The organism is Streptomyces sp. NPDC025273 (assembly GCF_040638585.1).
GTDB classification, from domain to species: Bacteria; Actinomycetota; Actinomycetes; order Streptomycetales; family Streptomycetaceae; genus Streptomyces; species Streptomyces cinereorectus.
Genome location: NZ_JBEZYP010000011.1, coordinates 1 through 24,777 on the forward strand (window position 1 = coordinate 1; position 24,777 = coordinate 24,777).

Consider the following 24,777-nt stretch of genomic DNA (forward strand, 5'->3'; position numbering starts at 1 on the left):
GCTAGGTCACTCGCATCAACGGAGCTTCAGCCCGTTCGGTCACACCCCGCCGACCAGCCACTTCACAAGATCAATTCGATCTTGCAAGAGCCCTGCCAGATGACCCCGCTCAATACGACACCGGATTCCGGCTACCTTCCCTTCTTCGGCAAGGACTCCATCAAGTTCCTCGGCACCAAGGTGCGCTGCGGCAAGGACACCGGCGGGTGCGTGGAGGAGGAGACGGGCATCACCTGGGCAGGGGGTGAGGAGCCTGCCTGGGACGGGAACAGCGACACCGATGTGGTTTCCGGCAATGTGACCCACAAATGGAATGGTTCACTCCAGAACGAGTCCGGCCTGAAGGACATCGACCTGTCGAAGAATTTCCCGGTGGACTTCGCCTGGCTCTTCACCTCGGAGCAGGAGCTGGTGGACCCCGGGAAGGGTGGTTCATGGGAGATCGTCGAGGGGTCGACGGGGTCCGTCACCGTCCGGTGCGACAAGGTGTACGCGGTGCACGGCTGCGTCCTGCCCGACTACGTGCCGGGGTACAAATTCAACGCCGCGAACTACCCCGCGGCTTCGGCGCACGCGTGGCTGATCCAGAACAAGACGAAGTACAAGGGTCTCGGCGCGAGCCCGGACTATCCGCTGAACTACATCCCGGGTCCCCGGGGCGACGAGAAGATCCCCTCCCGGCCGGGCGGGGACGCCACCGGGTACAACAAGAACGATTCCCGGGAAAAGGTGATGTGCCCCTTGAGCGGCTCGAAGCGGGCCGATGGGTGGGTGCCGAAGAAGCGGTTCCTCAAGCACCCGTTCACATTCCTGCACCATGAATTCCTCCCGTCCGGGATGCCGGACAAGATCTCCTGCGACGAGTACCCGTTCGCGGCGACCTACCAGTCGCCGGGTATGCCCTCGGCGGTCGGCGGGCTGATGCCGGCCGGCGTGAACGGCGGCGGTGAGTGCGTGCAGACTGCGGCGGTGAAGGCCGACGACGGCTCGGAGCACCTGGTCGACGATACCCGCTACGACCCGCCCACCTGGGAGGAGACCTGCGGCCGTTCCTCGATGTCCAATGCCATTAACGGCGGCTCGATGAACCGGATGGCAATCGGAACCGAACCGTTCCTGTCCTCGATGCGGATGCTGGACAAGGACGCGTTCTGGGTCGACCCGGGCAACGAATGGTTCACGGGCTGTGACACGTCCGCACTCGAGGTCAAGTGCCGGATGGAGAAGTGAGCCCGGGCCGCGGCACCACCCGCGTCGGACCGTGAGGACCCTCACGTGCTGACGGGCGGGCGGGGTGCGACACCGAGTGGTGCCCCGCCCGTCGTCCCCGGTGCGGGTTCGGGGTCCGGGTCGGGGTCGGGGTCGGGGTCGGGGTTCAAGGATGCAGGGGATGCCAGGGTGCCTCGTCGAGGGACACCCGCTCCGGGTCCTCCCACAGCAGACAACCGAGGGCTATGCCGGGCCGACTGCGCGGATCGATCAGCGGCCCCGTTCCCGACTCGAGAGCCTCCGCGAAGGCCGTGAGATACGCAGCAAGGGACGTGACATAGGCGGGCGTGGGCTCCAGCGGGGCCAGGCCCTCGTCGGGAAAGCGTGTGACGTGCCCCGAGGCGGCCTCGACGGCGAACCCGTAGTGGCCGTCCCCCGGGGCAGCCCAGGGCGCCCGGTCCGGCCGGCCGGAGCCGGCCAGGGCGACGGCCGGCAGAGCGAGCATCCGGTCCAGGGGAAGCCATTCGGAGCTCTCTGGCAGCCAGGCCGCGGGATTGACCTCGCCCTCCTCGTCCCCGTCGATCTCGTAGGACTCGGTCCCGTCGTGGAGGGCGAGCAACGTCCGCAGATCCTCGTGGAGCGGCACGTACTCGTGCGCGTGGGCGATGTCGAGGTCGCTGGCCGGGGGTCGCAGGGAGCGGTGGGAGCCGGGCGCGTTCTCGGCGAGCCACGTCTCCACCCGTTGCCACGCCCGCCATGTTTCCATGTTCATGATCGGCAGCGTACTGGCTCCCGGAGCGGGGCGGCAGGAGGTCGGTCTCACCGAAGTTGCAGGACATCCGGACGCGACTCGACGGCCTGCCGACCGCCATGGACCAGAACCAGTGGCTGCCCTCCAACTCCGACGCGGAGCGACGGGAGTGGATACGGGCCAATCGCGAACACATCAAGGACGCCGCCGCCTATACGGGCCTGCCGGCGGACGTGGTCGCCGGAATCGCCTGGCAAGAGGTGCAGGGCGATCCGAAGTGGGTCGACGACGTGAGCGACAACGCCCGGCAGAACCAACACTAGGTATGGCCGGAGTTCCAGTGGGTGGCGGACAAGGTCGGCCTCACCGGTGAAGCCGACCAGACCTCCATGGGCCCCATCGCCATCCAGATTCGCAGGTCTGCGGAAGTGCTCGGGTACGACCCGGAGAACATGACGCAGGCCCAGCGCGACGAGGTGGAGAAAGCCACTCAGGACCCTGCGACCAATGTGTACATCGCGTCGGAATACCTCGCCCAGCTGAAGGCGGAGAGCTCCTTCGCCGGCGTGCCTGCCGACCAGATGACTCCCGCGCAGTATCAGGAGCTGGCCGCCCGGTACAACGGTGGCCCGGGTTGGCAGACCGACGACGCACAGGCCTACGGTCGCGGCTTCGGTTACAACCTGGACCAGGCAAGGCAGGCACTGGATGACTGAACAGGACACGAAGGAACGGACGCGAAGGCCGCCGGGGAGGGCGGTCGCAACAGCTCTGTGTGCCGCGTTTCTGCTCGTGCTGCATGCCATCGGCGGGTTCTTCCTGCTGAACGCCCTGCTCGTCGAGTCCGAGGGCCCGTGGGACAGGACGGTCACGGACACCGCACGGGCGATGGCTCTTCTCGCCCTGGTGACGGAGCTGCCGGCCGCCGCGGTCACGGGGGCCTTCGTCGCGCTGGTGCGACTTCGGCGCTGGTGGTTCGTCATCCCGGCCGTGCTGATCCTGGCGGCGATCGCGCGGATGGTGTTCCCACCGGTTCCGTAACGGCCTTGGCGAAAGCCGGGCGGGCGAAAGCTCACCCCCCGGCTCGGCAGGCTACCCACCTTCTCTGTGACCCACCTGGGAAAACCGTCCCGCAGACGGTGACCTTCGACGTGGAGTCAACGGCCGGATCCGAAGAACGACACTCTCGGCCCCGGTCGTCCGTGGAACGTGTGGAACGTGCATGACCTGCCGGGGAGGCACAACCCGCCCTCGGTGTGCCGCATCCCCGACCAGGGTCATTCTCGTAACGAGCCGCTCACGCACCGTCATCTGGCGCGTGTCGTCAGGCCCGGGAACCCACGAAGAACGACCCGAAGGAAGACCTCCATGGCATCGCCGCAGACACCGGAGCAGAAGCCGCCCCTCCCCCGCAGGACACCTGGTGGGAACACCACCGCCACCGCCCGCTCTGCCGCCGCTGATCTCCCCCAGCCAGGGTCTCGGTCCGCCATGGCCAAGATCCAGGAGGCCGTCGAAGCCCGCGACACCCTCGCCGCCGCACTGTCCGCCGCCGGCATCCAGCTGCCCGCGTTGGACATCCGTACGCCGTGGCCGGAGCCGGACTCCGCTGCGGGCGATAGTGACGACGGACGGCAGCAGCGTTACGCCCTGATCCACCTCGGCATCTGCGCCGCCCCCGTCGCGCTGGTCCTGGCAGACGTGATCAGGAAGGGACTGGACAGGTGACCGATGCCGGCGTCCCCGACCTCGGGGCGGCCGTACACGACGGCGGGAGTGGCCGAGTGGGGCTGGTGATGGGCCAACAGGGCCCCTACCTCCAGCTCCGCCCACTCGGTGGGGGCCGCGAGTGGGACGCCGACCCCGCCCGCGTACGGCCGGCCAGTCGGGAGGAGTTGCTCAGCGCTCAGCTCGCCGAGGTGAACGCCCGCAGCCGGCGCACGATCTGATCACCGCCCGTCCCGCCGGGCCACCCGCCCCGCCCACCACGGTCCAGCACACCGGCCGGGCAGACCCACGCCCGACGCCTGTGCGGGCTCCCCGAGCCCGGCCCGTCCCCGATACCCCCGCCGCCCGATCCTGCCCTCCCCTAGGATGAAAGAGATCATCTGCGGCCCGACGGGCTTCCGTTCCGCGTCAGCGGACTGAAGAGGACATGCCCCCACCCGCACGAGTTACTTCGTGCTGCCTGGGGGCATTCCTTGCTGTTCCGCGAGTCCGCCGCGACCGTCGCCGCCCGCAACCTGGAAGGGATGCTGGCGCTGCACCTGATGGAGAACTTCCAGCACGCGCACGGCTGTCGGCCCTCAGCGTCCGAGGTGCGGTCCTGGGAGCGCAGCCTCCCCGCCCTCACGGGTGCCCTGCTCGATGCGGGGCTCGGCGATGTCGAGATGCTGATCGAGTACACCCTCCCTCTGACCAGCAAGCGCGCCGACGTGATACTCGCCGGGGTCCACCCGTCGACCGGCGACCCTTCGTACGTCGTCGTCGAGCTGAAGCAGTGGAGCCAGGCCTACGCCGAGGAGGAGGACCCCCTGCTCTGCCGGATAGACGCCTACCCGCGTCCCGTGCTCCACCCGGTCGAGCAGGTCCGTGGCTACTGCTCCTACCTGCTCTCGTTCAACGGTGCGCTGGAGCGGACACCGGAGGCGGTCGCCGGAGTTGCGTTCCTGCACAACGCGACGGAGTTCGGCATCAGTTCGCTGCGCGAGGTCCCGGAGGACCTTCAGGGCCGCATGTACACCGCCGAGCAGCGCGGGGCGTTCCTCGACTTCCTCCGTTCGCGGCTCGCACCCAAGTCCGGTGCGCGGGCTGCCGATCTGCTCGTCCAGGGCCGGACGCGCCCGTCGAAGCAGCTGATGGCCGTCGCTGCGGCCGAGGTCCGCGACCGCGAGCAGTTCGTCCTGCTCGACGAGCAGCGGATCGCCTACGAGCTGGTGCTGTCGGCGGTGCGCAGGGCGAAGCGGTCGAACCACAAGCAGGTGGTCGTGGTGACCGGCGGCCCCGGTTCCGGAAAGAGTGTCATCGCCTTGTCGCTTCTCGGCGAGCTGTACCGGCGCGGGGAGACTGCTCTGCACGCGACCGGTTCGTCGTCGTTCACCACGACCATGCGTAAGATCGCCGGCGCCCGGAAACCCGAGGTGCAGCAGCTGTTCAAGTACTTCAACAGCTTCATGGAGGCCGAGCCGAACGAACTCGACGTCCTCATCTGCGACGAGGCCCACCGGCTCCGGAAGACCTCCGCCAACCGCTACACCACGGCCGCTCTGCGCACCGACCGCCCGCAGGTGGCGGAGCTGATCGACGCGGCACGGGTGCCGGTGTTCCTGCTCGACCAGCACCAGGTGGTGCGCCCCGGCGAGATGGGGACCAAGGAGCAGATCAAGGACGCCGCCGCCGCGCAGGGTCTCGACTGCATTGTGGTGGAGCTGGACAGCCAGTTCCGCTGCGGCGGCAGCGAGGCCTATGTGAAGTGGGTCGCGAACCTGCTCGGGCTCGAGGGCGACGAGCCGACGGCCTGGGAGCCGGACGGCAAGGTGGAGCTGCTGATCGCCGACAGCCCGCAGGAGCTGGAGGACTTCCTCGTCGCCCGCCGCGAGGAGGGCGAGGGGAAGAAGTACAGCGCGCGCATGGCGGCCGGGTACTGCTGGACGTGGACCAAGAAGATCACGCCGGAGATGTCCGAGCTGCCCCGCGACGTCGTCATCGGAGCGTGGTCACGGCCCTGGAACGTTCCTGGCGATCGGTCGTTGTTCGGCGCCCCGGCGGCGCCGCTCTGGGCCAATGATCCGGCCGGTTTCGGCCAAGTGGGCTGTGTGTACACCGCTCAGGGCTTCGAATACGACTGGTCGGGCGTGATCATGGGGCCCGACCTGGTGTGGCGGACCGACCGCTGGGTGGTGGACCGTACCGCTTCGAAGGACCCGATCTTCACCAGGTCGACCCCGGACGCCGAAGTCCACCGGCTCATCCGCAACACGTACAAGGTGCTGCTGACCAGGGGGATGGTCGGGACGATGATCTACTCCACGGATCCGGAGACCCGCGAGAAACTGCGCTCGCTCGTCCGTCCAGGCACGGGAGTTGAAGCGGCCGCTCTCGTCTGATCCGGGATTACGGAACCATCGTTCCGTTCTCGCACACACACCCTACGATCGGACGGCACCCGCGCCACCGCCCGTCGGAGAGTGAGATCCGCCCATGGCCCAGCAGCCGCCCCTGCTCCGCGATGTCATCGACATCAAGGAGTCCCTCTCGACCTCGGACTTCGTCCTCCAGCTCTCGGAGGCGACGACCCCACAGGGCGCCGAGCGCGCTCTGCGGGACTACGTGGTCACGGAGCGGCTGCGGGACAACTTCGACGAGGCGCTGGGGCTGATCAAGGCGGCGCTGGACGGCCACACGTCCAAGGCGGCTTACCTGCACGGCTCGTTCGGTTCGGGTAAGTCGCACTTCATGGCCGTCCTGCACGCCCTGCTGAGCGGCAGCCCCGCCGCCAGGTCCCGGGCGGACCTCGACCCCGTACTGACCAAGCACGCCTGGCTCGGCACGGCCGGCAAGAACTTCCTGCTCGTGCCGTACCACATGCTCGGGGCCAAGGCCCTGGAGCAGCGGGTCCTCGGCGGTTACGTCAGCCATGTGAAGAAGCTGCATCCCGAGGCGCCGACGCCGCAGGTGTACCGGACGGACGCGCTCTTCGACACCATCCGCTCCCTGCGCGAGCGGCACGGCGACCGCTTCATCATCGACGGCCTCGCGTCCGCGGATCCCGGCGCGGCGGACGACGATGACGAATGGGGCGAGGCCTTCGCCTGGGAGCCGGGTCTCCTGGACACGGCGCTCGCCGCCGAGGAGGTGCACGAGTCCGGCCAGGCGCTCAACCTGGTCAGCCCCTCCGCACCGGCGGAGCTGCGGGCCCGCCTCGTCGAGGACGCGAGCACGAACCTGCTGCCCGGGTTCGCGCAGAACGCCGCGGAGGACGAGCACGGGTTCGTCTCCCTCGACGCGGGCCTGTCCGTCATAGCCGAGCACGCCAAGTCCCTCGGCTACGACGGTCTGATCCTCTTCATGGACGAGCTGATCCTCTGGCTCGCCACCCTCATCCACGACCAGAAGTTCGTGGCCCGCGAAGCCAGCAAGATCACCAATTTCGTGGAGGGCGGTGACGCCCGCCGTGCCGTCCCCGTGGTGTCCTTCATCGCCCGCCAGCGCGATCTGCGGGAGCTCGTGGGCGAGGAGGTGTCGGGAGCGGCCGAGTCGTCCATCCAGGACACCCTCAACCTGGCCTCCGGCCGCTTCGACAAGATCACGCTGGAGGACCGCAACCTCCCCCAGGTCGCGCACGCGCGCCTGCTGACCCCCAAGGACGCCGAGTCGGCGGCACTCGTGAACGCCGAGTTCGAGAAGACCCGCAAAGTGCGCCAGGAGGTGTGGGACACCCTGCTGGGCTCCGACCGGGGCACCGACGGTGTGGGCGCCGACGAGGAGAGCTTCCGTCTGACGTACCCCTTCTCGCCTGCCTTCATGGACACCCTCGTGCATGTCTCCTCCGCACTCCAGCGGAACCGGACCGGCATGAAGCTGATGGGCCAGCTCCTCGCCGACCACCGCGACGAGCTTCGGCTCGGCGACCTCATCCCGGTGGGCGACCTCTACCCGCTGATCACGGCGGGCGGCGACAAACCCTTCACCGACAGCCTCAAGGTCGTCTTCGAGGCGGCCGACAAGCTCTACCGCACCAAGCTGCGTCCGTATCTGCTCGGCACGTACAACGTGTCCGAGGAGGACGTGGAGCAGTACACCCACCGCGGTCCCGCCGGCATCACCGATCCCGAACTGCGCGGCCGAGTGAAGACGTTCGTCGGTGACAACCGGATCGTCGGCACCCTGCTGCTGTCCGCCCTCGCGCCCAGTGTCCCCGCGCTCGCCGACCTCACGATCCGCCGGCTCTCCGCCCTCAACTACGGTTCCGTGGTCGCGCCGATACCCGGGCGCGAGTACGGCATCCTGAAGAACAAGGTCGCCGAATGGGCGGGCCGTTTCCCGGAGATCAAGGAGACCGGCACCGACACCAACCCGGGTGTGCGCCTCGAACTGACCGGTGTGGACGTCGACTCGGTCATCGCCAACGCCAAGGTCAACGACAATCCGGGCAACCGTCAGGCGCTGGCGAAGCGGATCCTCTCCGAGGAGCTGGTGCTGGAGCACGGGCAGCTGACGAGCCGGGTGAACTTCGACTGGCGTGGCACGAGCCGGAGCGCCGAAGTCGTCTTCGGGAACGTCGCCGACGAGGAGGAGCTGCCCGACCACGACCTCATGCCGCAGGAGGACAGCCTGTGGCGGATCGTCGTCGACCTCCCCTACGACGAGAGCGAGTACGGCACCGCCGAGGACGTCGAGCGCATGCGCCGGCTGCGGGAGAAGCAGCAGGGCGAGCGTTCCCGCACGGTCGCCTGGCTGCCGGCCCACCTCTCGGCGCAGCGGTACACCGACTTCTGCCGCCTGGTGGTCATCGACAAGGCCCTCTCCGACGGGCAGCGCTTCGACAGCCAGTACGCCGGTCACCTCAACGCGGACAACCGGGCCCGCGCCAAGGGTCTGCTGGAAACCCAGCGCGAGTCCCTGCTCAAGAACGTGAAGGCCGCCTTCAAGCAGGCGTACGGCCTGGCCGAGAAGAAGCCCACCGATGTGGAGCTGGGTTTCGGCGACCACCTCCAGGCCCTCCGCGATGTCGACGGGCTGGTCTTCTCCATGGGCCAGTCCCTGCGCGACGGTCTGCGGCACATCGCGGGCAAGCTGCTGGCGGCCCAGTTCCCCGACCATCCAGACCTGGACGCCGAGAAGACCGGTTTACCCCTGAAGGCGGCCGACGCCCGCAAGGTCTTCACACACATCCAGGCCGCCGCCGAGGCTCGCGACGGACGGACCGAGGTCCCGGCCGGGGACCGCAAGCTCCTTCAGCGCATCGCCGGTCCGCTGCGCCTGGGACAGCAGAAGGAGGCGTACTTCGAGCTGTCCCTCTACTGGGCCGACCACTTCCGGCAGCTGGCCCGCGAGCGCGGCGCCACCGGTGACCTCTCCCTGATCACGCTGACCGACTGGACGGACCTGCCACAGCCGCGAGGGCTCCCGGAGTTCCTCTCCCGGCTCGTCGTGGCCTCGTTCGCCGAGATGGACGACCGGGTGTGGGTGCGCGGTGGGATGCCGCTCGACCCGGCCCCCGAGCTGTCGCAGATCAAGGACGTCGACACGCTGCGCAGCCAGCCGCTGCCGTCGCAGGAGGACTGGGACACCGCGCGCCGGCGCTTCGAGGCGATCTTCGGGAAGCCGGCTCCGGCCCTGCGACGGGGACGCATGGTCAACCAGCTCGCCCGGCAGATCATCGAGCAGGCCCGCCTGTACGAGGACCACGCGGTCGCTCTCGTGGCGAAGCTGGAGGAGCACGCGGGATTCCTCCGGCTCGACGCCACCGACGAGTCGGGACGGCTTCCGCTCGCCCGGCGGTCGGTCGACCTGCTCAAGGCCCTCACGCGCGCGGCAGGGCAGGGTGCGGCCGGAGCGAAGAAGACGGTGGACGCGCTGGCCGCCTTCGAACTCGGGCAGGTCGGCGCGGACCGTTTCGGTACGTCCGTCACCCAGGCCAGGGAAGTGGCCAGGGCCCTGACCGACGCGTCCTGGACCACGCTCGAACTGGCCACCAGCGAGGGCCCCGAGGGGCAGGCCCTGCTGGAATCCCTGCGCAACGCCGCCGCCGCCGACCAGCGGACCAGCCCTCTGCCGGAGGCACTGGCCCGGACCCAGCGCGAGGTCCTGGCGCTGGTCAAGCGCAACCGCGCCGCCGCCACTCCACCGCCGCCCGCTCCCGCCCCGCCGAGCGCCGGCCAAGTGCGGCTGGACACCGACACCAGCCACCCGCCCGTCCCCACCGACCGCACTCCCGCAGCCACGGTCTCCGGCGGCACGCCGATACGGCGGTCGGGGGGCGGGCGTACCACCGCGGCGCGTGCCGTGGCGGAACTGCAGGCGGAGATCGCCGAGCTGGCAGCGCGTGAGCCCGGTGCGACGGTCCAGATCACCTGGCAGGTCGTCGCGTCATGAGCACCACGCAGGTGACCACGCGGCTGAACATCGCCACCATCACCCAGTACCTGACGTCCCAGACGTCGCTGGCCGCCTCGCTCACCGGAGCCGGGCGCCGCCGTGCGGTCCTGCTGCGCTCCGCGCCCCAGTGGGACGGGCCGGCCGAACCGGCGTGGGCCGAGGGCCGCACGGCCCGTATCGCAGTGGCTCCCTCACCCTTGGCCGTGCACGAGCTCCTTCTGGACCACCTCGGTGAGCCGACCGCAGGCACCGGGCCCGCCGTGCTCGTCGTGCTGACCGACCGCGAACAGAGCGAGCTCGACCCCGCGATCCTGGCCCGCGCCCACAAGAAGCGCATCGACACGCTCGACAGCTGGGACGTGGTGCGCGAGGCCTTCGGCGCGGAACAGGTCGACACCCGGCTCAAGGACTCCAACTGGGCTGCGGAGGCCCTGCTGGACGCCACTCCCCCCGGGGGCTGGCCCCAGCTCGCGGGCGGTGTGCTCTCCCGGCAGAAGGCCCTCTCCGTACTCGCCCTGCGTCGTCTCAGACTCGGCAGGTACGACACCGAGTCGGGCGGACGGCCGGCCACCGTGGCGACGGACGCCCTGGACACCCACGCTCTCCTCGGGTGGTCCCTGAGTCCCGGTGGTCCCGAACGGCTACTGGAGCTGCGAGGGCCCGAACGGGCCGGTCTGCGGGACTTCCTCGGCGAGGCGGACCAGGCGGGACTGGCCGGTGCGGCCCTGCTGGCGCTGATCGAGGCCGAACACGGCGCGGACGCGGTGGCGTTCGGTCTGGTCTGCGGGGCACTGTGGCTGCACGCGAAGCCGGACGCCGACGTCTACCGTGCGCGGGGACGTGCCGAGCGCTGGTTCGGCGAGAGGCCCCTGGCCACCGGGGAGCAGCTCGATGCCCTGGCGTCCGCGTTCGGGCGTGCCTGCGAGGAGTACGCGAGTCTGCTGCTGACCGCGGGGGGCCGGGGCCGGGACGGGGAGAGCGACGAGGCGGCCCGGGAGGCACGCCGGGCCGACGACACGGTCCTGGAGCGGGCTTCCTCCGTCGTCCGGCAGTTCGGGGCCGAGTCCGCCGCCCGGGCCAGTCCCCTGCTCCCGCTGGGACTGGAAGCACGCTTCACCGCGGTGGGACAGGCTCTGGAAGCCGGCCACCCCGGCCCGTTGACCGCGGCCCTACGGGACCTGGAGGACCACCGCCGGGCCGAGGGTCCCGACGCCCTGTCCCGCATTCGACGGGCCCGGATGGGCGGGCGGCTGGCACAGTGGCTGGCCGGTGAGCCCTCCGTCGGGTGCGACTCGACAGGTGACGGCATAAAGCGCCACCTCGCGGAGACCGGATGGGTGGACCACGCCCTGGAACACATCGAGGCCGGCGGCGACCCGGACCCCGTCCTGAGCTCCGCGTACGACAGGCTGGGAGCCCGCATCCGGGAGCGACGGCACGAGATCGACCGGCACTTCGCCCGAGCCCTCGCCACCTGGACCGCGGCAGGCACACACCCCGGCTCCATGCTCACCGTGGAGTCCTTCCTCGAGCGGGTCGTGCAGCCGGTCGTCCGTGGCACGGACAGCAGGCGAGTCCTGTTGCTCGTCCTGGACGGCATGAGTGCGGCGATCGCCACCGAGCTGGGCGAGGAACTCCGCTCATCGTGGGCCGAGTTCGATCCGGTCAAGGAGGGCGAGCCGCGCCGCCGGGCCATGGCCGCCGCCCTGCCGACCCTCACCGCCGTCTCCCGTACGTCGTTGTTCGCCGGACGACTGATGAAGGGGGCACAGGCGGACGAGAAGCGGCTCTTCCCGCAGCAGAAACTGTGGGGCGGTGCTCCGGCGGCCGTCTTCCACAAGGACGACCTGCGCGCCGCGAGCGCCGGGGAGACATTCGGTCCCGCTCTCGGTGAGGCACTGACCGACGGACGCACCCATGTGGCCGTCGTCCTGAACGCCATAGACGACCGCCTGGCCAAGGAACAGAAGCTCGGCGACGGGGCGTGGCGGGCCGCCGACGTCCCCGGCCTGGTCGACCTGCTGAGGGTGGCCGCGGTGCAGGGTATGGCGATCCTGATCACGAGCGACCACGGGCACGTCGTGGACCGACACGGCACGAAGGTCGGCGCGGACACGCCTGAATCGGCCCGCCACCGCCTGCCCGGCGGGGAGCCGGGTGCGACGGAGGTGGCGCTGACGGGCCCACGGGTGGTCTGGCCCGGTCCCGCTGCGTCGATCGTGACCCTCTGGGACGCCGACTCCCGGTACACCGCGCACAAGGCGGGTTACCACGGTGGAGCCTCCCTCGCGGAGTTCACCATCCCCGTCCTCGCTTTCCTCCCCTTCGGGGCGATACCGCCCAGGGAATGGCGGGAGCTGGGCGATCAGCGGCCCCCATGGTGGTTCCTGGACGAACGCGCGCCCGCCGCCGCACCCGTACCGGCCCCGTCCAGCCCCGCATCCGCTTCCAAGAAGCCGACTCGACAGGCGCCGTCGAAGACGCAGGCCGAACTGGCGCGGACACACGATTCCCTCTTCGATGTCGTCCTGGTCCCGTCGGACGAGACCGCGGACGCCCTGGTCATCCCGGAGCTGCGTACCCGGTCGCAGGCGCTGGTCGCCGCGCTGTTCGCCTCGGCGGCATTCCAGGACCAGGTGGAGCTCCTGGCCCGCAAGCCGCGCGAGCGTGAGCTGGACAGGTTCCGGCAGGCCGTACAGGAGCTCGCCGATGCCGGAGGGACCCTGCCGGTGACGGCGCTGGCACAGCGCGTCGACTTCCCGGTGAGCCGTGCGGACGGATTCGCGGCGGTCCTGCGCCAGTTGCTCAACTTCGACGGTGTGCAGGTCCTGGAGACCCTGCCCGACGGGCGCACTCTGCGCCTCCATCAAGGTCTCCTGCGAGACCAGTTCGGGCTGGGCTGAGGGACGGGGAGCGCGGCGGTCAGGAGCGCAGCCGCGCCCCCTCCTCCGGTCCAGGGGGAGTGAGAGACTGTGACGGTGAGTTCAGAGAAGTCGAACCCCTCCTCCCCCGCGTCGGCCGTCCGTCGGCGGGCGGTGATCGGGGCGCTGCGCCGCGGTGCCGTGCCCGACAGTGGGTTGGATCTGCTGGCCACGGGCCTCGACCGGTTCGAGGCGGCACTTGACGCCGAGCTCGACGCGGTCGCTTCGGGTGGGGCGGTGTTCAAGGCCGTGCGGGGGGAGTACGGCTCCGGCAAGACCTTCTTCACCCGCTGGCTGGGCGAGCGGGCCAAGCGTCTGGGCTTCGCGGTCGCCGAGATACAGGTCTCGGAGACCGAAACCCCTCTGCACAGGCTGGAGACCGTCTACCGGCGGCTGACCGAGCGGCTCACGACGACAAGCTTCCCTCCGAGTGCGCTCAGGCCGATCGTGGACGCCTGGTTCTACGCGCTGGAGGAGGACGCCCTCGCGGCCGGGGCTACCGAGGACGAACTGGCCGGTGAGGTCGAGACACTGCTGACCGCCCGGCTGGCCGAAGTCTCCCGACACGCCCCTTCCTTCGCCACCGCCCTGCGTGGATACCGGGCCGCCCTCGCCGAGGGCGACGAAGCGACCGCCGCCGCCGTGCTGGCCTGGCTCGGCGGCCAGCCGCATGTGGCCGCGGCTGCACGGCGATCGGCCGGGGTCCGGGGCGATCTCGACCACTTCGGCGCTCTCGGCTTCCTGCAAGGGCTGCTGACCGTGCTCCGCGATTCGGGGCACCGGGGGTTGTTCGTGGTGCTGGACGAAGTGGAGACGCTCCAACGGGTACGATCCGACGCCCGCGACAAGGCGCTCAACGCCCTGCGCCAGCTCATCGACGAAGTCCACTCCGGTCGCTTCCCGGGCCTCTATCTGGTGATCACCGGAACCCCCGCCTTCTACGACGGACAGCAGGGCGTGCAACGGCTGGCCCCGCTCGCGCAGCGCCTGGCCACCGACTTCACCACGGACCCACGATTCGACAATCCCCGTGCGGTGCAGCTGCGGCTGCCCGGCTTCACGCAGGACTCGTTGGTGCATCTCGGCGTGACCATCCGCGATCTCTACGCGGCGGGGGCCACGGCCACGGATCGCGTCCACACACTCGTGGACGACACATACGTCGCGGACCTCGCGCGGGCGGTCGGCGGCGCGCTCGGCGGCAAGGTGGGGGTGGCGCCCCGGATCTATCTGAAGAAGCTGGTGGGTGACGTCCTCGACAGGGTCGACCAGTTCGACGACTTCGACCCGCGGCGGGACTACAAGCTGACGATGGGCGGCAACGAACTCAATGACGTCGAAAGGAACGCCGCGGCCGGCCGCGCCGACGACATCGAACTGGACCTCTGATGGCGGAGGCACCCACCTCGAGTGACCCCGTGGACCGGCTGGACCCGGTCGTCCTCCACCACGTGGTGAACACTCTGGGCTGGCCCGACCTGCGGCCGATGCAGCGTGCGGCGATCCACCCGCTGATGGACGGGGAGGACGCCATCCTCCTCGCACCCACCGCCGGGGGAAAGACCGAGGCCGCGTGCCTGCCCATCCTGTCAGCCATGTCGGAGCAGCGCTGGACCGGCACGTCCGTCCTGTATCTGTGCCCGCTCAAAGCGCTGCTCAACAACCTCGTGACACGTATCGACGGATATGCCCAGTGGCTCGGTCGCCGGGCCGCGCTGTGGCACGGCGACACCAGGGAGTCCCAGCGGCAGCGCATCCGCAGCGAGCGGCCGGACATCCTGCTCACCACGCCGGAGTCGCTGGAAGCGATGCTCATCGGTGTCAAGACCGATCACTCACACCTTCTGGGAGGCGTGCGGGCGGTGGTCGTGGACGAGGTCCACGCCTTTGCGGGTGATGACCGTGGCTGGCACCTGCTTGCGGTGCTGGAGCGCCTGGAAAGGGTCGCCGGACGTCCCGTCCAGCGCATCGGACTGTCGGCGACCGTCGGCAATCCCGAGAACCTGCTCACCTGGCTGCAGGGATCGGGGGCGGGAAAACGCCCGGCCCGCGTCATCGCCCCCGGTGCGTCCGCCGGCTCCACCTCTCCTGCGCCCCCCGCCGGCGAGGTGGAGCTGGACTACGTCGGCTCTCTGGAGAACGCCGCCAAGCTGATCACCGCGCTGCACCGCGGTGAGAAGCGGCTGGTGTTCTGTGATTCCCGACGGCAGGTCGAGCAGTTGGGCGCTGCCCTGCGCGAGCGCGAAGTCACGGTGTTCCTCTCGCACGCATCGCTGTCGGCCGCGGAGCGCGCCAGGTCGGAGCAGGCCTTCGCCGAGGCCCGTGACTGCGTCATCGTGTCCACCTCCACGCTGGAACTGGGCATTGACGTAGGCGACTTGGACCGTGTCATCCAGATCGACTCACCGAGCAGTGTGGCCTCGTTCCTGCAACGCATCGGGCGTACGGGGCGGCGCCCCGGCAGCACGCGCAACTGCTTGCTCCTCGCCACCCGGAAGGACACCCTCCTCCAGGCAGCCGCACTGCTCCTGCTCTGGGGAAAGGGCTGGGTCGAACCGGTGAACCCACCACCGGAACCACGCCACTTGGTGGCCCAGCAACTGCTCGCCGTCACCCTTCAGGAACAGCGGATCGGTGACCGGTTGTGGCCCGACCAGTGGAACGGGCTCGCTCCCTTCGACCTCTCGGCGGAACCGATCGTGCGCCACCTGACGGACCAAGGCTTCCTCGACTCGGACGAGGGCCTCCTGTTCATCGGACCTGAGGCGGAAAAACGCTTCGGCCGACGGCATTTCATCGAGCTGACGGCGTCCTTCACCGCGCCCCCGCAGTTCACCGTCCTCTCCGGGCGCACCGAGATCGGCCAGGTGGACCCCTCGGTACTGACCGAGGAACGCCCGGGGCCCCGCCGGCTCCTGCTCGGCGGACGCAGCTGGCAGGTGACGTTCATCGACTGGACCCGGAAGCGGGCCTTCGTCGAGCCGGCCGACGGGGGCGGCATCGCCAAGTGGAGCAGCGGCTCGCTCGTCGGCCTCTCGTACACCCTCACTCGCGCGATGCGGGAGGTGCTGCTGGGGGCCGACCCTCCGGTCTCTCTGACCCGCCGGGCCGAGGTGTGCCTGGCCGAATGGCGGGAGGAGGCCCCTGCGCTCGTACACCCTGGAGCCACTCTCGTAGCCCGCCACGGCACGGACGTCCGGTGGTGGACCTGGGCCGGATACCGCGCGAACGCGACGCTTGCCGCGACGCTGCCTTCGATCGCCGACCCTGTCCAGCGGCCGACTGACTCCTGTCTGCGGCTGCGCGAGGACCTGACTCCTGACATGTGGCGCGCGAGCCGTCAATCGGCCGGCAACGGCACGGCCCTGGTACTTCCGGATGTCGACCGCCGCGCCGTACACGGCCTGAAATTCTCCGTGGCCCTGCCCGAGCGGCTCGCGGTGGCCACAGTCGCCGCGAGGCTCGCCGACTTCGACGCGGCACGTACGGTCCTCCAGGAGCCCGTGCGTCACCACCGTTGACCGCCCCGCCGTCTGCCCGCTCACAGCGCCCCGGCACCGAGACCCATCCCGGGGTGAGTCGACGTCCTGCCTCCTCCCCCACGCGAAGCGATCAAGGAGAAGGGCCAGCAGCCGCTGACCGCCGGCCGCTCATGCAGCCACCGGGCCCGGTGACCAGGCACCGCTCACCGGGAGACCCGGTCCGTCCGCGTGTCACTCCGGATCGTTCCGGGTGCCCTGCCCGACGCTCCCCCCACTAGCTTGTCGACGGCCCGCAAGACCGACCCGTCCGGAGCCCGGGGAGCAGCGATGCCGACGACCGTCACCACCGACCGCTCTGCCGCCACCCTGCTCAGGGATCAGGAGCGCCAAGTGCTCTCCGCGGTCGGCTGCGGCCTGCGGGACGACGAGATCGCCGCCGCCCTCGCCGTCCCCGAGGCCGCCGTGGCCGAGCACCTCGCGCGGATCCTGGTGAAACTCGGTCTGCGCGACCGGGCCGCCGCCATCGTCCACGCCTTCGACTGCGGTCTGGCCGTCCCCGGGCATGGCCCCCGCACACGGCCGGTGAGACCGGTTCCGCGTGCCGTCGCCGTGCGAGCGGCGGGACCGAGGGTACGGATCTCCCTGCTCGGGCCGCTGCAGGCGTGGCGGGACGGGCGGCCGCTGAACCTGGGGCATCTGCGCCAGCAAGCCGTCCTGGCGGCCCTGGCGCTGGGCGCGGGGCGGTCCCTCAGTCAGCAGGTGCTGCTCGATGACGTGTGGGGGATGGAGCCGCCGGTCGCGAACGTGGTGCCGGTGTACATCTACCGACTGCGCAAGGTCCTGCGCGTCGGGGACGGTCCGGACTCGGTCATCACGCGCGGACTCCGTGGTTACCAGCTGCTCCCCGACGCGGTCGACGTGGACGTGGCACGCATGGAAGAGCTGGCCGCCGGCATCGGGAGGGCCGATCGAGCGGGCGAGCCGCTCGAGGCGGTCCGCCTCTGTGCCCAGGCGCTGGAGCTGTTCCGCGAGGAGCCCCTGGCCGGTCTGCCGGGGCCGCTGGCCGAACTGGAACGGCTCCGGCTCACCGAGCGCAGAATGGCCATCGTGCAGCGGAAGGTGGAGTGGCAGCTGCGCCTCGGCCAGGAATCGGAGGCGATCGCCGAGCTGTTCGCCCTGTCGGCGGCGCACCCCCTCAACGAGCGGTTGGCCGCGATGCTGATGCGGGCGCTGTACCGGAACGGACGCCGGGCCGACGCCCTGACGGTGTTCGAGCGCGCCCGCCGCCTTCTCGCCGCCGACCTCGGGGTTCCTCCGAGCCGGATGCTGCGGCGGGCGCACCAGATGATTCTGTGCGGTGACGAAGCCGGTCTCGGCCTCATCCCGTCGGCCGGGTCCACCACCGGCCCGTGATCACCAGGCGGCGGGATACCAGGCGCCGTTGTACCACTGCTCGTTGGCGCTGTCGTTGTGGTGATCCATGTTGAAGTCGTTGGGGTAGTTCCTGACGTGGTTGCCCGGGTACGTCCAGATGCCGGCGGACTCGTCGCAGACGTAGTCCCAGTGGCAGATCGTCTTGACCGGTATGTTGCCGAAGAACCTGTCGGCGCCGGCGAGCGGGGCGCCGACGATGCCGCCGAACGGCACGGATCCCCCGTTGGCGCCGGGGCCGCCCTGGCGCTTGGGGTCCGCTATGAGAACGGCGTTGACGTTGCCGAAGGTCTGCCAGTTCTCGGTGACCCAGATGTGCACCACCGCGGCGCCCAGGGAGTACCCGCCCATCTTGACGTGCTGGCCCGGACACGCGGCACGCTGGTCGCGCACAAGCCGGTTCAGCTCATCGACGCCTGCCCGCGCGCTCGCGCCGTTGGGAATCTGGGTGGGGTACCCGACGTGCTGCTGGATGTTGCCGGTGAAGCCGTCGTTGTTCCACGAGCTTCCCGTGCCGCCGACGACGATCGTGTAGGTGCCCTCGCACGAAGCCGCCGCTGCCGCCTGCGCCGTGGACGCCTGTGTCACCGAAAGCCCTGCCGTCAGCAGGAGTCCGGCCAGCGCGGCCGCCATCCTCTTCGCTCGCATTTCGTTCCTTCCCCTGTGGTCCGCCTACGGCTCACGACATTGGCAGGGGCCGATGACATCCCGATGAAACGCGCGGGAGGGCCGATTCCATCGTCATTTCATCGGTGCTTCCTACTGTCGGCCGCCGACGACCGGAGTCCACGACGGAGGGGCACACATGGCAGGAAACGGCTTGTACCGCATATGCACCAGACTGGCCTTGCTGGCCGGCATCTGGGCGTTGGTCGTCGGGATGACCGCCTCGGTCGCCGTCGCCCGGCCCGGGCCTGCTCCGGGGCCGGGCGACGACCGGTCCGGTGTCTCCCGGTACTTCAGTGGCCCGCAAGGCTTGGCCATCGCGACCGCGCCGTGTGACCCGGCAGGTCCGTCGGCCACCGACGGCGTGATGGCCGACCAGCTCAACCCGCAGCTCGGCGCGAAGATGGCCGGCTATCTGAACGCGTACAAGATCTCCTGCGCGCGGATGGTCACGCAGGCGGTGAAGGACCGGGGGCTCAACCGGAGAGCCGCGGCGATCGCCATCGCCACGATCATCGTGGAATCCAGCATGAACAACTACTCCGAGGCCGTCGACCACACCAGCATCGGACTGTTCCAGCAGCAGGACTGGTGGGGCACCCGGGAGCAGCGGCTGAACCCGGCCTACGCCACCAACGCCTTCCTCGACGCGATGGAGCGGGTGTATGCGGGCGGCTCGTGGAACGACGCGCCGATCGGCGACGTGTGCTGGCGGGTGCAGCAGCCGAGAGAGGACCTGCGCCACTTGTACGGGATCGAGGCGGGCGACGCCACGCTGATCGCCAACGCGTTGTGGTCCGGTACGAGCACCGGCCCCCGGCATCCGTACGCCTCAGGCCGGGTCGTGTCAGGGAAGTCCGCGGACGGCCGTCTCGAGGCGTTCGCCGCCGGGGCCGACGGCGTCTATCACGCGTGGCAGACCGCGGTGAACGGCGCCTGGTCGCCGTGGCGGTTCGTGGGTGGTCCGCGCAACGCCCAGCTGGCGGTGGCGTCCAACGCGGACGGAAGGCTGGAGCTGTTCGCACTGTCGGACAGTACGTTCGATCACATGTGGCAGACCGGACCCAGTGCCGGGTGGTCCGCCTGGGAGAACTTCGGCACCGGCGGGTCCCGACTGGCGGCGGGCAACAACGCCGACGGCCGGATCGAGGTGTTCGCCTCCAACGCCAACGGTGTGTTCCATCGCTGGCAGAGCGCGCCCAGCGGTGCCTGGAACAACTGGGAAGGCACTCACGGCGGCCCTGCCCACGCGCGACTCGCCCTGGAGAACGCGCCTGACGGGCGCCTCGAGGTCTTCGCGCTGTCCGACTCGACGTTCGAGCACCTGTACCAGACCGCGGTCAACGGCGGGTGGTCCGCCTGGGAGAACTTCGGTACGGGAGGACGCGCCGTCACCGCCAGCCACAACCAGGACGGCAGGCTGGAGGTGTTCGCCTCCAACGCGGACGGGGTGTTCCATCGCTGGCAGACCGGTCCGACCACGTGGTCGGCGTGGACCGGTACCGGCGGGATCCCCGACGCCGAGCTGGCCACGTCGCGTTCGGTCGACGGGCGGGTCGAGGTGTTCGCGATCAACTCCACCACCGCGAGCCATGCCTGGCAGACCGGTCCGAACGCGGCGTTCTCGCAGTGGGAGAGCTTCGGCGGCGGTGGCACGTCGATCGGTGCGGGCAACAACGCCGACGGCCGCATCGAAGTGTTCGGCACCAGCCATGCCGGGGTCTACCACCGGTGGCAGACCGGCTTCACCACCTGGTCGGAATGGGCCTGGCTGAACGATGCCGGCCCTGCGATCACCTAAGGGCTGTCCTTCGTCCGGATCAGGCCGGACCCCGCGAGCCCGGCCTGATCCGCATGACGGGCCCCAGGTCGCCGGTCTTGCCGTCGGGCCCCAGATGGCGGGACCTCTGGGCGTCGACCATCAGATGGGTGTCGGCGAGGGTGCAGATGTGTCCTCGGCCGCCGCATATCCGTAACCCGTCCCCAGCCCCTCCCGGTCCGAGACGATGATGTGCGGGATCCCGTACTCGGTGTAGCGAATCGTCGCCTTGTCCGGCCCCGTTTCGGCGGCTGCCGCCCTCGTGACCGTCGACCCGCCGGCCGCCGGCGTGCTCATCACCGCCACGGCGGCCAGGACCGCGTCGGCAGCCTCGCACTGTATCTCCTGCGTGCCATCGCCGTCCTTCCCCTCGTGCAGGCCGTCGTCCGAACGCGGCCAGGCCAGGAAGGACCGATGGAATCTCGATGACCAGCGGCAACAGACATAGCCGACGTGCTCCCGCCTGTCAGTCCGTAACGTTCCGGGGTCTTTCCGGACCGGCCTGTTGCTAGCTTCCGTACCGCTCGTCCGCACGGCCCCGACCGTCCATCCCACTCACCCCGAGACCGACAAGGGGAGGAGGACTCGTGCTTCCAGGGTTTTCCCGACGCGCACTGACCTGGGTTCTCGCATCGACGACCGCCTTGCTGCTGCCGACGCTGCTGCCCGCGACTCCGGCGGCGGCAGCCCGGACCGCCGCCGCCGCGGCCTGCCCGGCCGCCGGTTTCGTGTCCCAGCACTTCCACGACGGCCACAACGGCACCGACATCGCCAACGTCGTCGGGACGCCGATCTACGCCGTGGGCGACGGCGAGGTGACCATCTCCGGGTACGAGAGCGGCTACGGCCAGTGGATCCGGGTCCAGCACCCCGACGGGAGGATCTCCGAGTACGGGCACATGGTCCGGCGGGACGTCTCGGCCGGCGACCGCGTCGTGGCCGGTCAGCAGATCGCCCTGATGGGCGCCGAGGGCAACTCCACCGGTCCCCACCTCCACCTGCGGATCTGGGCAGACCGGTCCACCTCCTACGGTATCGACCCCGAGGTCTACCTCGCGGAGCGCGGAGTCGTACTGCCCTGCACGCCCGGCAGCGGTCCGCGGCCCGAACCGCTGGTGTATCCGGCGGAGTCCGGCCGGGTCGTGTCGGCGCGGTCCGCCGACGGGCGCCTGGAGCTGTTCGCCGCAGGAGCCGACGGCATCCACCACGCCTGGCAGCGGCAGGCCAACGGCACCTGGTCGGAATGGGAATCGCTCGGCGGACCCGGCAACGCCGAACTCGCCCTCGCACCGAACGCCGACGGCCGCCTGGAACTGCTCGCCATCAACGGGAACACCTTCCAGCACCGCTGGCAACTCGGCCCGTCCGGCGGCTGGTCGGGATGGGAGAGCTTCGGCGGTGGCGGCCGGGACACGGCGGCCGGTGTGAACGCCGACGGCCGCATCGAGGTCTACGCCTCAGGACCGGCCGGGCTCTTCCACCGGTATCAGGTCGCCCCGAACGGCGGCTGGTCGGAATGGGAGTCCGCGGGCGGCGGCCCCGCCGACAGCCGTGTGGAGATGGAGAAGGCACCCGACGGACGCCTGGAGGTCTTCGCTCTCAACGGCAGCGTCTTCCAGCACCGGTACCAGACCGTCCCCAACGGGGGCTGGTCCTCATGGGAAGGGTTCGGCGAAGGCGGCCACGACCTGACGGTCGACCACAACGCCGACGGCCGTCTGGAGGTCTTCGCCTCCGGCCCGGTCGGCGTGTTCCACAAGTACCAGACAAGCCCAACGAGTTGGTCCGAATGGGAACCCGTGGGCGGCCCCGCCGACTCACAGCTGACCAGCGAACGCACCCCCGACGGCCGCGTCGAAGTCTTCGCCATGAACGGCACCACCGCCCTGCACATCTGGCAGACCGGCGTGAACGCCCCCTACAGCGACTGGGCCCCCTTCGGCACCGGCGGCACCGAGGTCACGGCCGCCACCAACGCCGACGGCCGCATCGAGGTCTTCGGTGCCAGCCACGCCGGTACCTTCCACACCTGGCAGACCGGCTTCGCGACCTGGTCCGACTGGACGTGGCTCAACGACTCCGCCGGCCCCGCGGTCGGCTGACCCTCTGAAGGAACTCATGTTTCCGATCAGCAGACGGAGCCTGTTACTCGGCGCCGCCGGCGCCCTCCCGCTCCTGGCCGCCGGCCCGGCCGTCGGTGCCGCCTCCGAGGACGCCGCGCCCCCTGACCGGGTCGGCGCGGGACCCTTCACGTACGCCTACGACCCGTCCACCTCCGCGGGCCCGCGCTATCTCAACGATCACACGCTGATCGAGGCTCAGGGCCGCTGGCACCTGTTCGGCATCGTCGGGAACAGTGCGCCGCGCGGCGAGTCTCCGGACAGCGCGGCGGAGATCTCCTTCGCCCACGCCTCCGCGCCGAGCCTGCACGGACCGTGGACCAGCCACCCCGACGCGCTCGTCGTCGACCCGTCCTACTTCGGCGAGGAGCACCTGTGGGCGCCGCACGTCGTCGAGGCGGGCGGCAGGTTCTGGATGTTCTACGCCGCCGGCGGCGCGAGCGGCGCGGCGATCAACCTCGCCACGTCGAGCGACCTGTTCACCTGGACCCGCGAACCGTCCGGCCCGCTGTTCCGGGGGCTCGCGGCGCGTGACCCGATGGTGCTGCGGGTCGGCGGCGAGTGGGTCATGTACTACACGGAACTCTCCGGCCCCGGCGGCCACCATGTCGTGGCCTACCGGCGCTCGGCCGATCTGCTGCACTGGAGCGAGCCGGGCGTCGCGTTCACCGACGCCGGCACGGACGCGACCGTCTCGGTCACCGAGTCGCCGTACGTCGTCGAACGAGACGGCTGGTACTACCTGTTCATCGGTCCACGCAACGGCTACGAGGGCACCGACGTCCTCTCGTCGCGGGATCCGTTCCATTTCGGGCTCGCCGGATGGGCCGGACACGTGGCCGGTCACGCCGTGGAGGTGGTCCGTGACGGGGAAGCCTGGTACGCCGGCGCCGCGGGCTGGTTCCGGAACGGGCTGTACGTGGCGCCGCTGTCATGGCGGGACACGCCACCGCCGTGGCAGAGCCCTGACAACCCGGTGGCCGGACTCGACGTGGGCGGCCGTCTGACGGTGTTCGCACTCGACGCCGCCGACCGCGCCATGCTGCGGCGCGTCCAGCTCGACCCGCACACGGACAGCTGGTCGGACTGGGAGCCCTTCGGAGGGCCTGCCGGTGCGGTTCCCACGCTCGGACGCACCAGCGACGGCAGGCTCGAGGTGTTCTCCCTCGCCCCGGGCGGCGCCAAGCTGCACCATCGGGTGCAGCGGCCGGACGGCGGCTGGCACGACTGGGAGGAGTTCGGCGGCCCGGCCGGTGCCGCCCCCGCCGTCGCCCGTGACGCCTACGGCAGGCTGGAGGTCCTGGCCCTGAGCCCGGGAGGCGCATCCGTCGCGCGGCGACGGCAGAGGTCGGCCGGATCCCTGGCCTGGGACCCGTGGGAGCCCGGGTTCGGCGGTGCGGCGGGCGCGCCACCGGTTATCGCGTCGAACGCCGACGGTCGGCTGGAGGCGTTCGCCCTCACCCTCGGCGGCTCCGGCATCGACCACCGTTGGCAGGAGGCCCCGGGCGGCCCCTGGACCGCGTCATGGCACCGATTCGGCACCGCGGCCGGCGCCGCGCCTCGGGTGGCCAGGGACGGCAGCGGCCGGCTCACCGTCGCCGCGATCGGACCGTCGGGCGTGGGAACCTTCGCCCGGCGGCAGGCCGCGCCGAGCGGCGGCTGGGGCGACTGGCAGCCGCTGTTCGGCTGGAGCGCCGCCGCCCCGGCGTTCGCCGTGAACGCCGACGGCCGGCTGGAGGCGTTCTCACTGACGCCCGGCGGAGCCCGACTCGGCCACCGCTGGCAGGTCACTCCTGGCGGGGACGCCCATCCCGGCGGGGAGTTCGGTGAGCCCGGCATCCGGCTCGTCGCCACTCCCACGGCGGCGCTCGACGCCGCCGGGCGGCTGCACGTCTTCGCCGTCACCGTCGCGAGCCGGATGCGGACCCGCGTGCAGGCGCAGCCGAGCGGCGGGTGGCAGCCGTGGACGGCCTTCGGGGACCGCCCGGTCGCACCCCTCGTGTCGGGCAGCCCCGCTCTCTGAGCGGAGCGAGCGGGCGGGCGTTCGGATCTCGCCATGGGAACGGGGCTTCGGCGCTTCCTTCGCGCCGCCCCTCCCCCCTGCACCGGGCTCCTGCCCTCCTCATGCGGTGACTTTCCCCACTGTGCGCGGTCGGGAACGAGGCCTCCACGGTCCTCGGCGGCCGGTCCGGCGATGTGGCCGAAGTGCGCCGGTGAACTCCCCTGAGAGATGAGTATCGTTCCGCTGGTCCGACAAGCGACGCGTGGAACGGGGGGA

General features: G+C 70.4%; 18 protein-coding genes. 15 read left to right on the top strand and 3 right to left on the bottom strand.

All coding sequences use genetic code 11. The features are described 5' to 3' along the window. Positions 1 to 99 precede the first annotated feature (99 nt). Positions 100 to 1,230 carry a hypothetical protein gene (locus AB0F38_RS19275; protein WP_361894399.1) on the top strand — a complete coding sequence of 377 codons (1,131 nt, stop codon included), beginning with the start codon at positions 100 to 102 and terminating at the stop codon, positions 1,228 to 1,230. Positions 1,231 to 1,375: 145 nt separating this feature from the next. On the opposite strand, the gene AB0F38_RS19280 is transcribed toward AB0F38_RS19275, so the two are convergent. Beyond that, the gene (locus AB0F38_RS19280) at positions 1,376 to 1,981 is read right to left on the bottom strand and encodes a hypothetical protein (RefSeq protein WP_361894402.1); all 606 of its coding nucleotides are present in this window, start codon (positions 1,979 to 1,981) and stop codon (positions 1,376 to 1,378) included. A gap of 56 nt (positions 1,982 to 2,037) precedes the next feature. On the opposite strand from AB0F38_RS19280, the gene AB0F38_RS19285 reads away from it, so the two are divergent. From AB0F38_RS19285 to AB0F38_RS19335, 11 genes are all read left to right on the top strand, one after another. Beyond that, positions 2,038 to 2,283, top strand: coding sequence for a hypothetical protein (locus AB0F38_RS19285; RefSeq protein ID WP_361894404.1), 246 nt, complete (start codon positions 2,038 to 2,040; stop codon positions 2,281 to 2,283). A gap of 21 nt (positions 2,284 to 2,304) precedes the next feature. Next, the gene (locus tag AB0F38_RS19290) at positions 2,305 to 2,676 is read left to right on the top strand and encodes a hypothetical protein (protein WP_361894407.1); all 372 of its coding nucleotides are present in this window, start codon (positions 2,305 to 2,307) and stop codon (positions 2,674 to 2,676) included. Continuing rightward, positions 2,669 to 3,001, top strand: coding sequence for a hypothetical protein (locus AB0F38_RS19295; protein WP_361894410.1), 333 nt, complete (start codon positions 2,669 to 2,671; stop codon positions 2,999 to 3,001). Before AB0F38_RS19290 ends, AB0F38_RS19295 begins: the two co-directional genes overlap by 8 nt. Positions 3,002 to 3,328: 327 nt before the next feature. Beyond that, positions 3,329 to 3,688: a hypothetical protein gene (locus tag AB0F38_RS19300; RefSeq protein WP_361894412.1), complete on the top strand. Its 360-nt coding sequence runs from the start codon at positions 3,329 to 3,331 to the stop codon at positions 3,686 to 3,688. Beyond that, positions 3,685 to 3,909, top strand: coding sequence for a hypothetical protein (locus tag AB0F38_RS19305; protein WP_361894415.1), 225 nt, complete (start codon positions 3,685 to 3,687; stop codon positions 3,907 to 3,909). Before AB0F38_RS19300 ends, AB0F38_RS19305 begins: the two co-directional genes overlap by 4 nt. 252 nt (positions 3,910 to 4,161) lie before the next feature. Beyond that, positions 4,162 to 6,066: a DUF2075 domain-containing protein gene (locus AB0F38_RS19310; RefSeq protein WP_361894418.1), complete on the top strand. Its 1,905-nt coding sequence runs from the start codon at positions 4,162 to 4,164 to the stop codon at positions 6,064 to 6,066. 94 nt (positions 6,067 to 6,160) lie between these two features. Beyond that, entirely contained in the window at positions 6,161 to 10,057 is a 3,897-nt protein-coding gene (locus tag AB0F38_RS19315) for a phage resistance protein (protein WP_361894421.1), read from the top strand. Next, on the top strand, positions 10,054 to 12,963 hold the full coding sequence (gene pglZ, locus AB0F38_RS19320) for a BREX-2 system phosphatase PglZ (protein ID WP_361894424.1): 2,910 nt from the start codon (positions 10,054 to 10,056) through the stop codon (positions 12,961 to 12,963). Before AB0F38_RS19315 ends, pglZ begins: the two co-directional genes overlap by 4 nt. A gap of 75 nt (positions 12,964 to 13,038) precedes the next feature. Continuing rightward, positions 13,039 to 14,370, top strand: a complete 1,332-nt coding sequence (brxD, locus tag AB0F38_RS19325) for a BREX system ATP-binding protein BrxD (protein ID WP_361894427.1) — start codon at positions 13,039 to 13,041, stop codon at positions 14,368 to 14,370. After that, positions 14,370 to 16,502, top strand: coding sequence for a DEAD/DEAH box helicase (locus AB0F38_RS19330; protein ID WP_361894430.1), 2,133 nt, complete (start codon positions 14,370 to 14,372; stop codon positions 16,500 to 16,502). Before brxD ends, AB0F38_RS19330 begins: the two co-directional genes overlap by 1 nt. A 288-nt stretch (positions 16,503 to 16,790) precedes the next feature. After that, entirely contained in the window at positions 16,791 to 17,876 is a 1,086-nt protein-coding gene (locus AB0F38_RS19335; protein WP_361894433.1) for a BTAD domain-containing putative transcriptional regulator, read from the top strand. Here AB0F38_RS19335 and AB0F38_RS19340 read toward each other — a convergent pair whose 3' ends face one another. Beyond that, positions 17,877 to 18,542: a cutinase family protein gene (locus tag AB0F38_RS19340; RefSeq protein WP_361894436.1), complete on the bottom strand. Its 666-nt coding sequence runs from the start codon at positions 18,540 to 18,542 to the stop codon at positions 17,877 to 17,879. Between the two features lie 157 nt (positions 18,543 to 18,699). On the opposite strand from AB0F38_RS19340, the gene AB0F38_RS19345 reads away from it, so the two are divergent. Continuing rightward, on the top strand, positions 18,700 to 20,361 hold the full coding sequence (locus tag AB0F38_RS19345; RefSeq protein WP_361894439.1) for a peptidase M23: 1,662 nt from the start codon (positions 18,700 to 18,702) through the stop codon (positions 20,359 to 20,361). A 120-nt stretch (positions 20,362 to 20,481) separates the two neighbouring features. On the opposite strand, the gene AB0F38_RS19350 is transcribed toward AB0F38_RS19345, so the two are convergent. Further along, positions 20,482 to 20,913 carry a penicillin acylase family protein gene (locus AB0F38_RS19350; RefSeq protein ID WP_361894442.1) on the bottom strand — a complete coding sequence of 144 codons (432 nt, stop codon included), beginning with the start codon at positions 20,911 to 20,913 and terminating at the stop codon, positions 20,482 to 20,484. Positions 20,914 to 20,966: 53 nt separating this feature from the next. Here AB0F38_RS19350 and AB0F38_RS19355 point away from each other — a divergent pair, with 53 nt between their 5' ends. Next, positions 20,967 to 22,481 carry a peptidoglycan DD-metalloendopeptidase family protein gene (locus AB0F38_RS19355; protein ID WP_361894445.1) on the top strand — a complete coding sequence of 505 codons (1,515 nt, stop codon included), beginning with the start codon at positions 20,967 to 20,969 and terminating at the stop codon, positions 22,479 to 22,481. Between the two features lie 16 nt (positions 22,482 to 22,497). Beyond that, positions 22,498 to 24,522 carry a family 43 glycosylhydrolase gene (locus tag AB0F38_RS19360; protein WP_361894448.1) on the top strand — a complete coding sequence of 675 codons (2,025 nt, stop codon included), beginning with the start codon at positions 22,498 to 22,500 and terminating at the stop codon, positions 24,520 to 24,522. Positions 24,523 to 24,777: the final 255 nt, after the last annotated feature.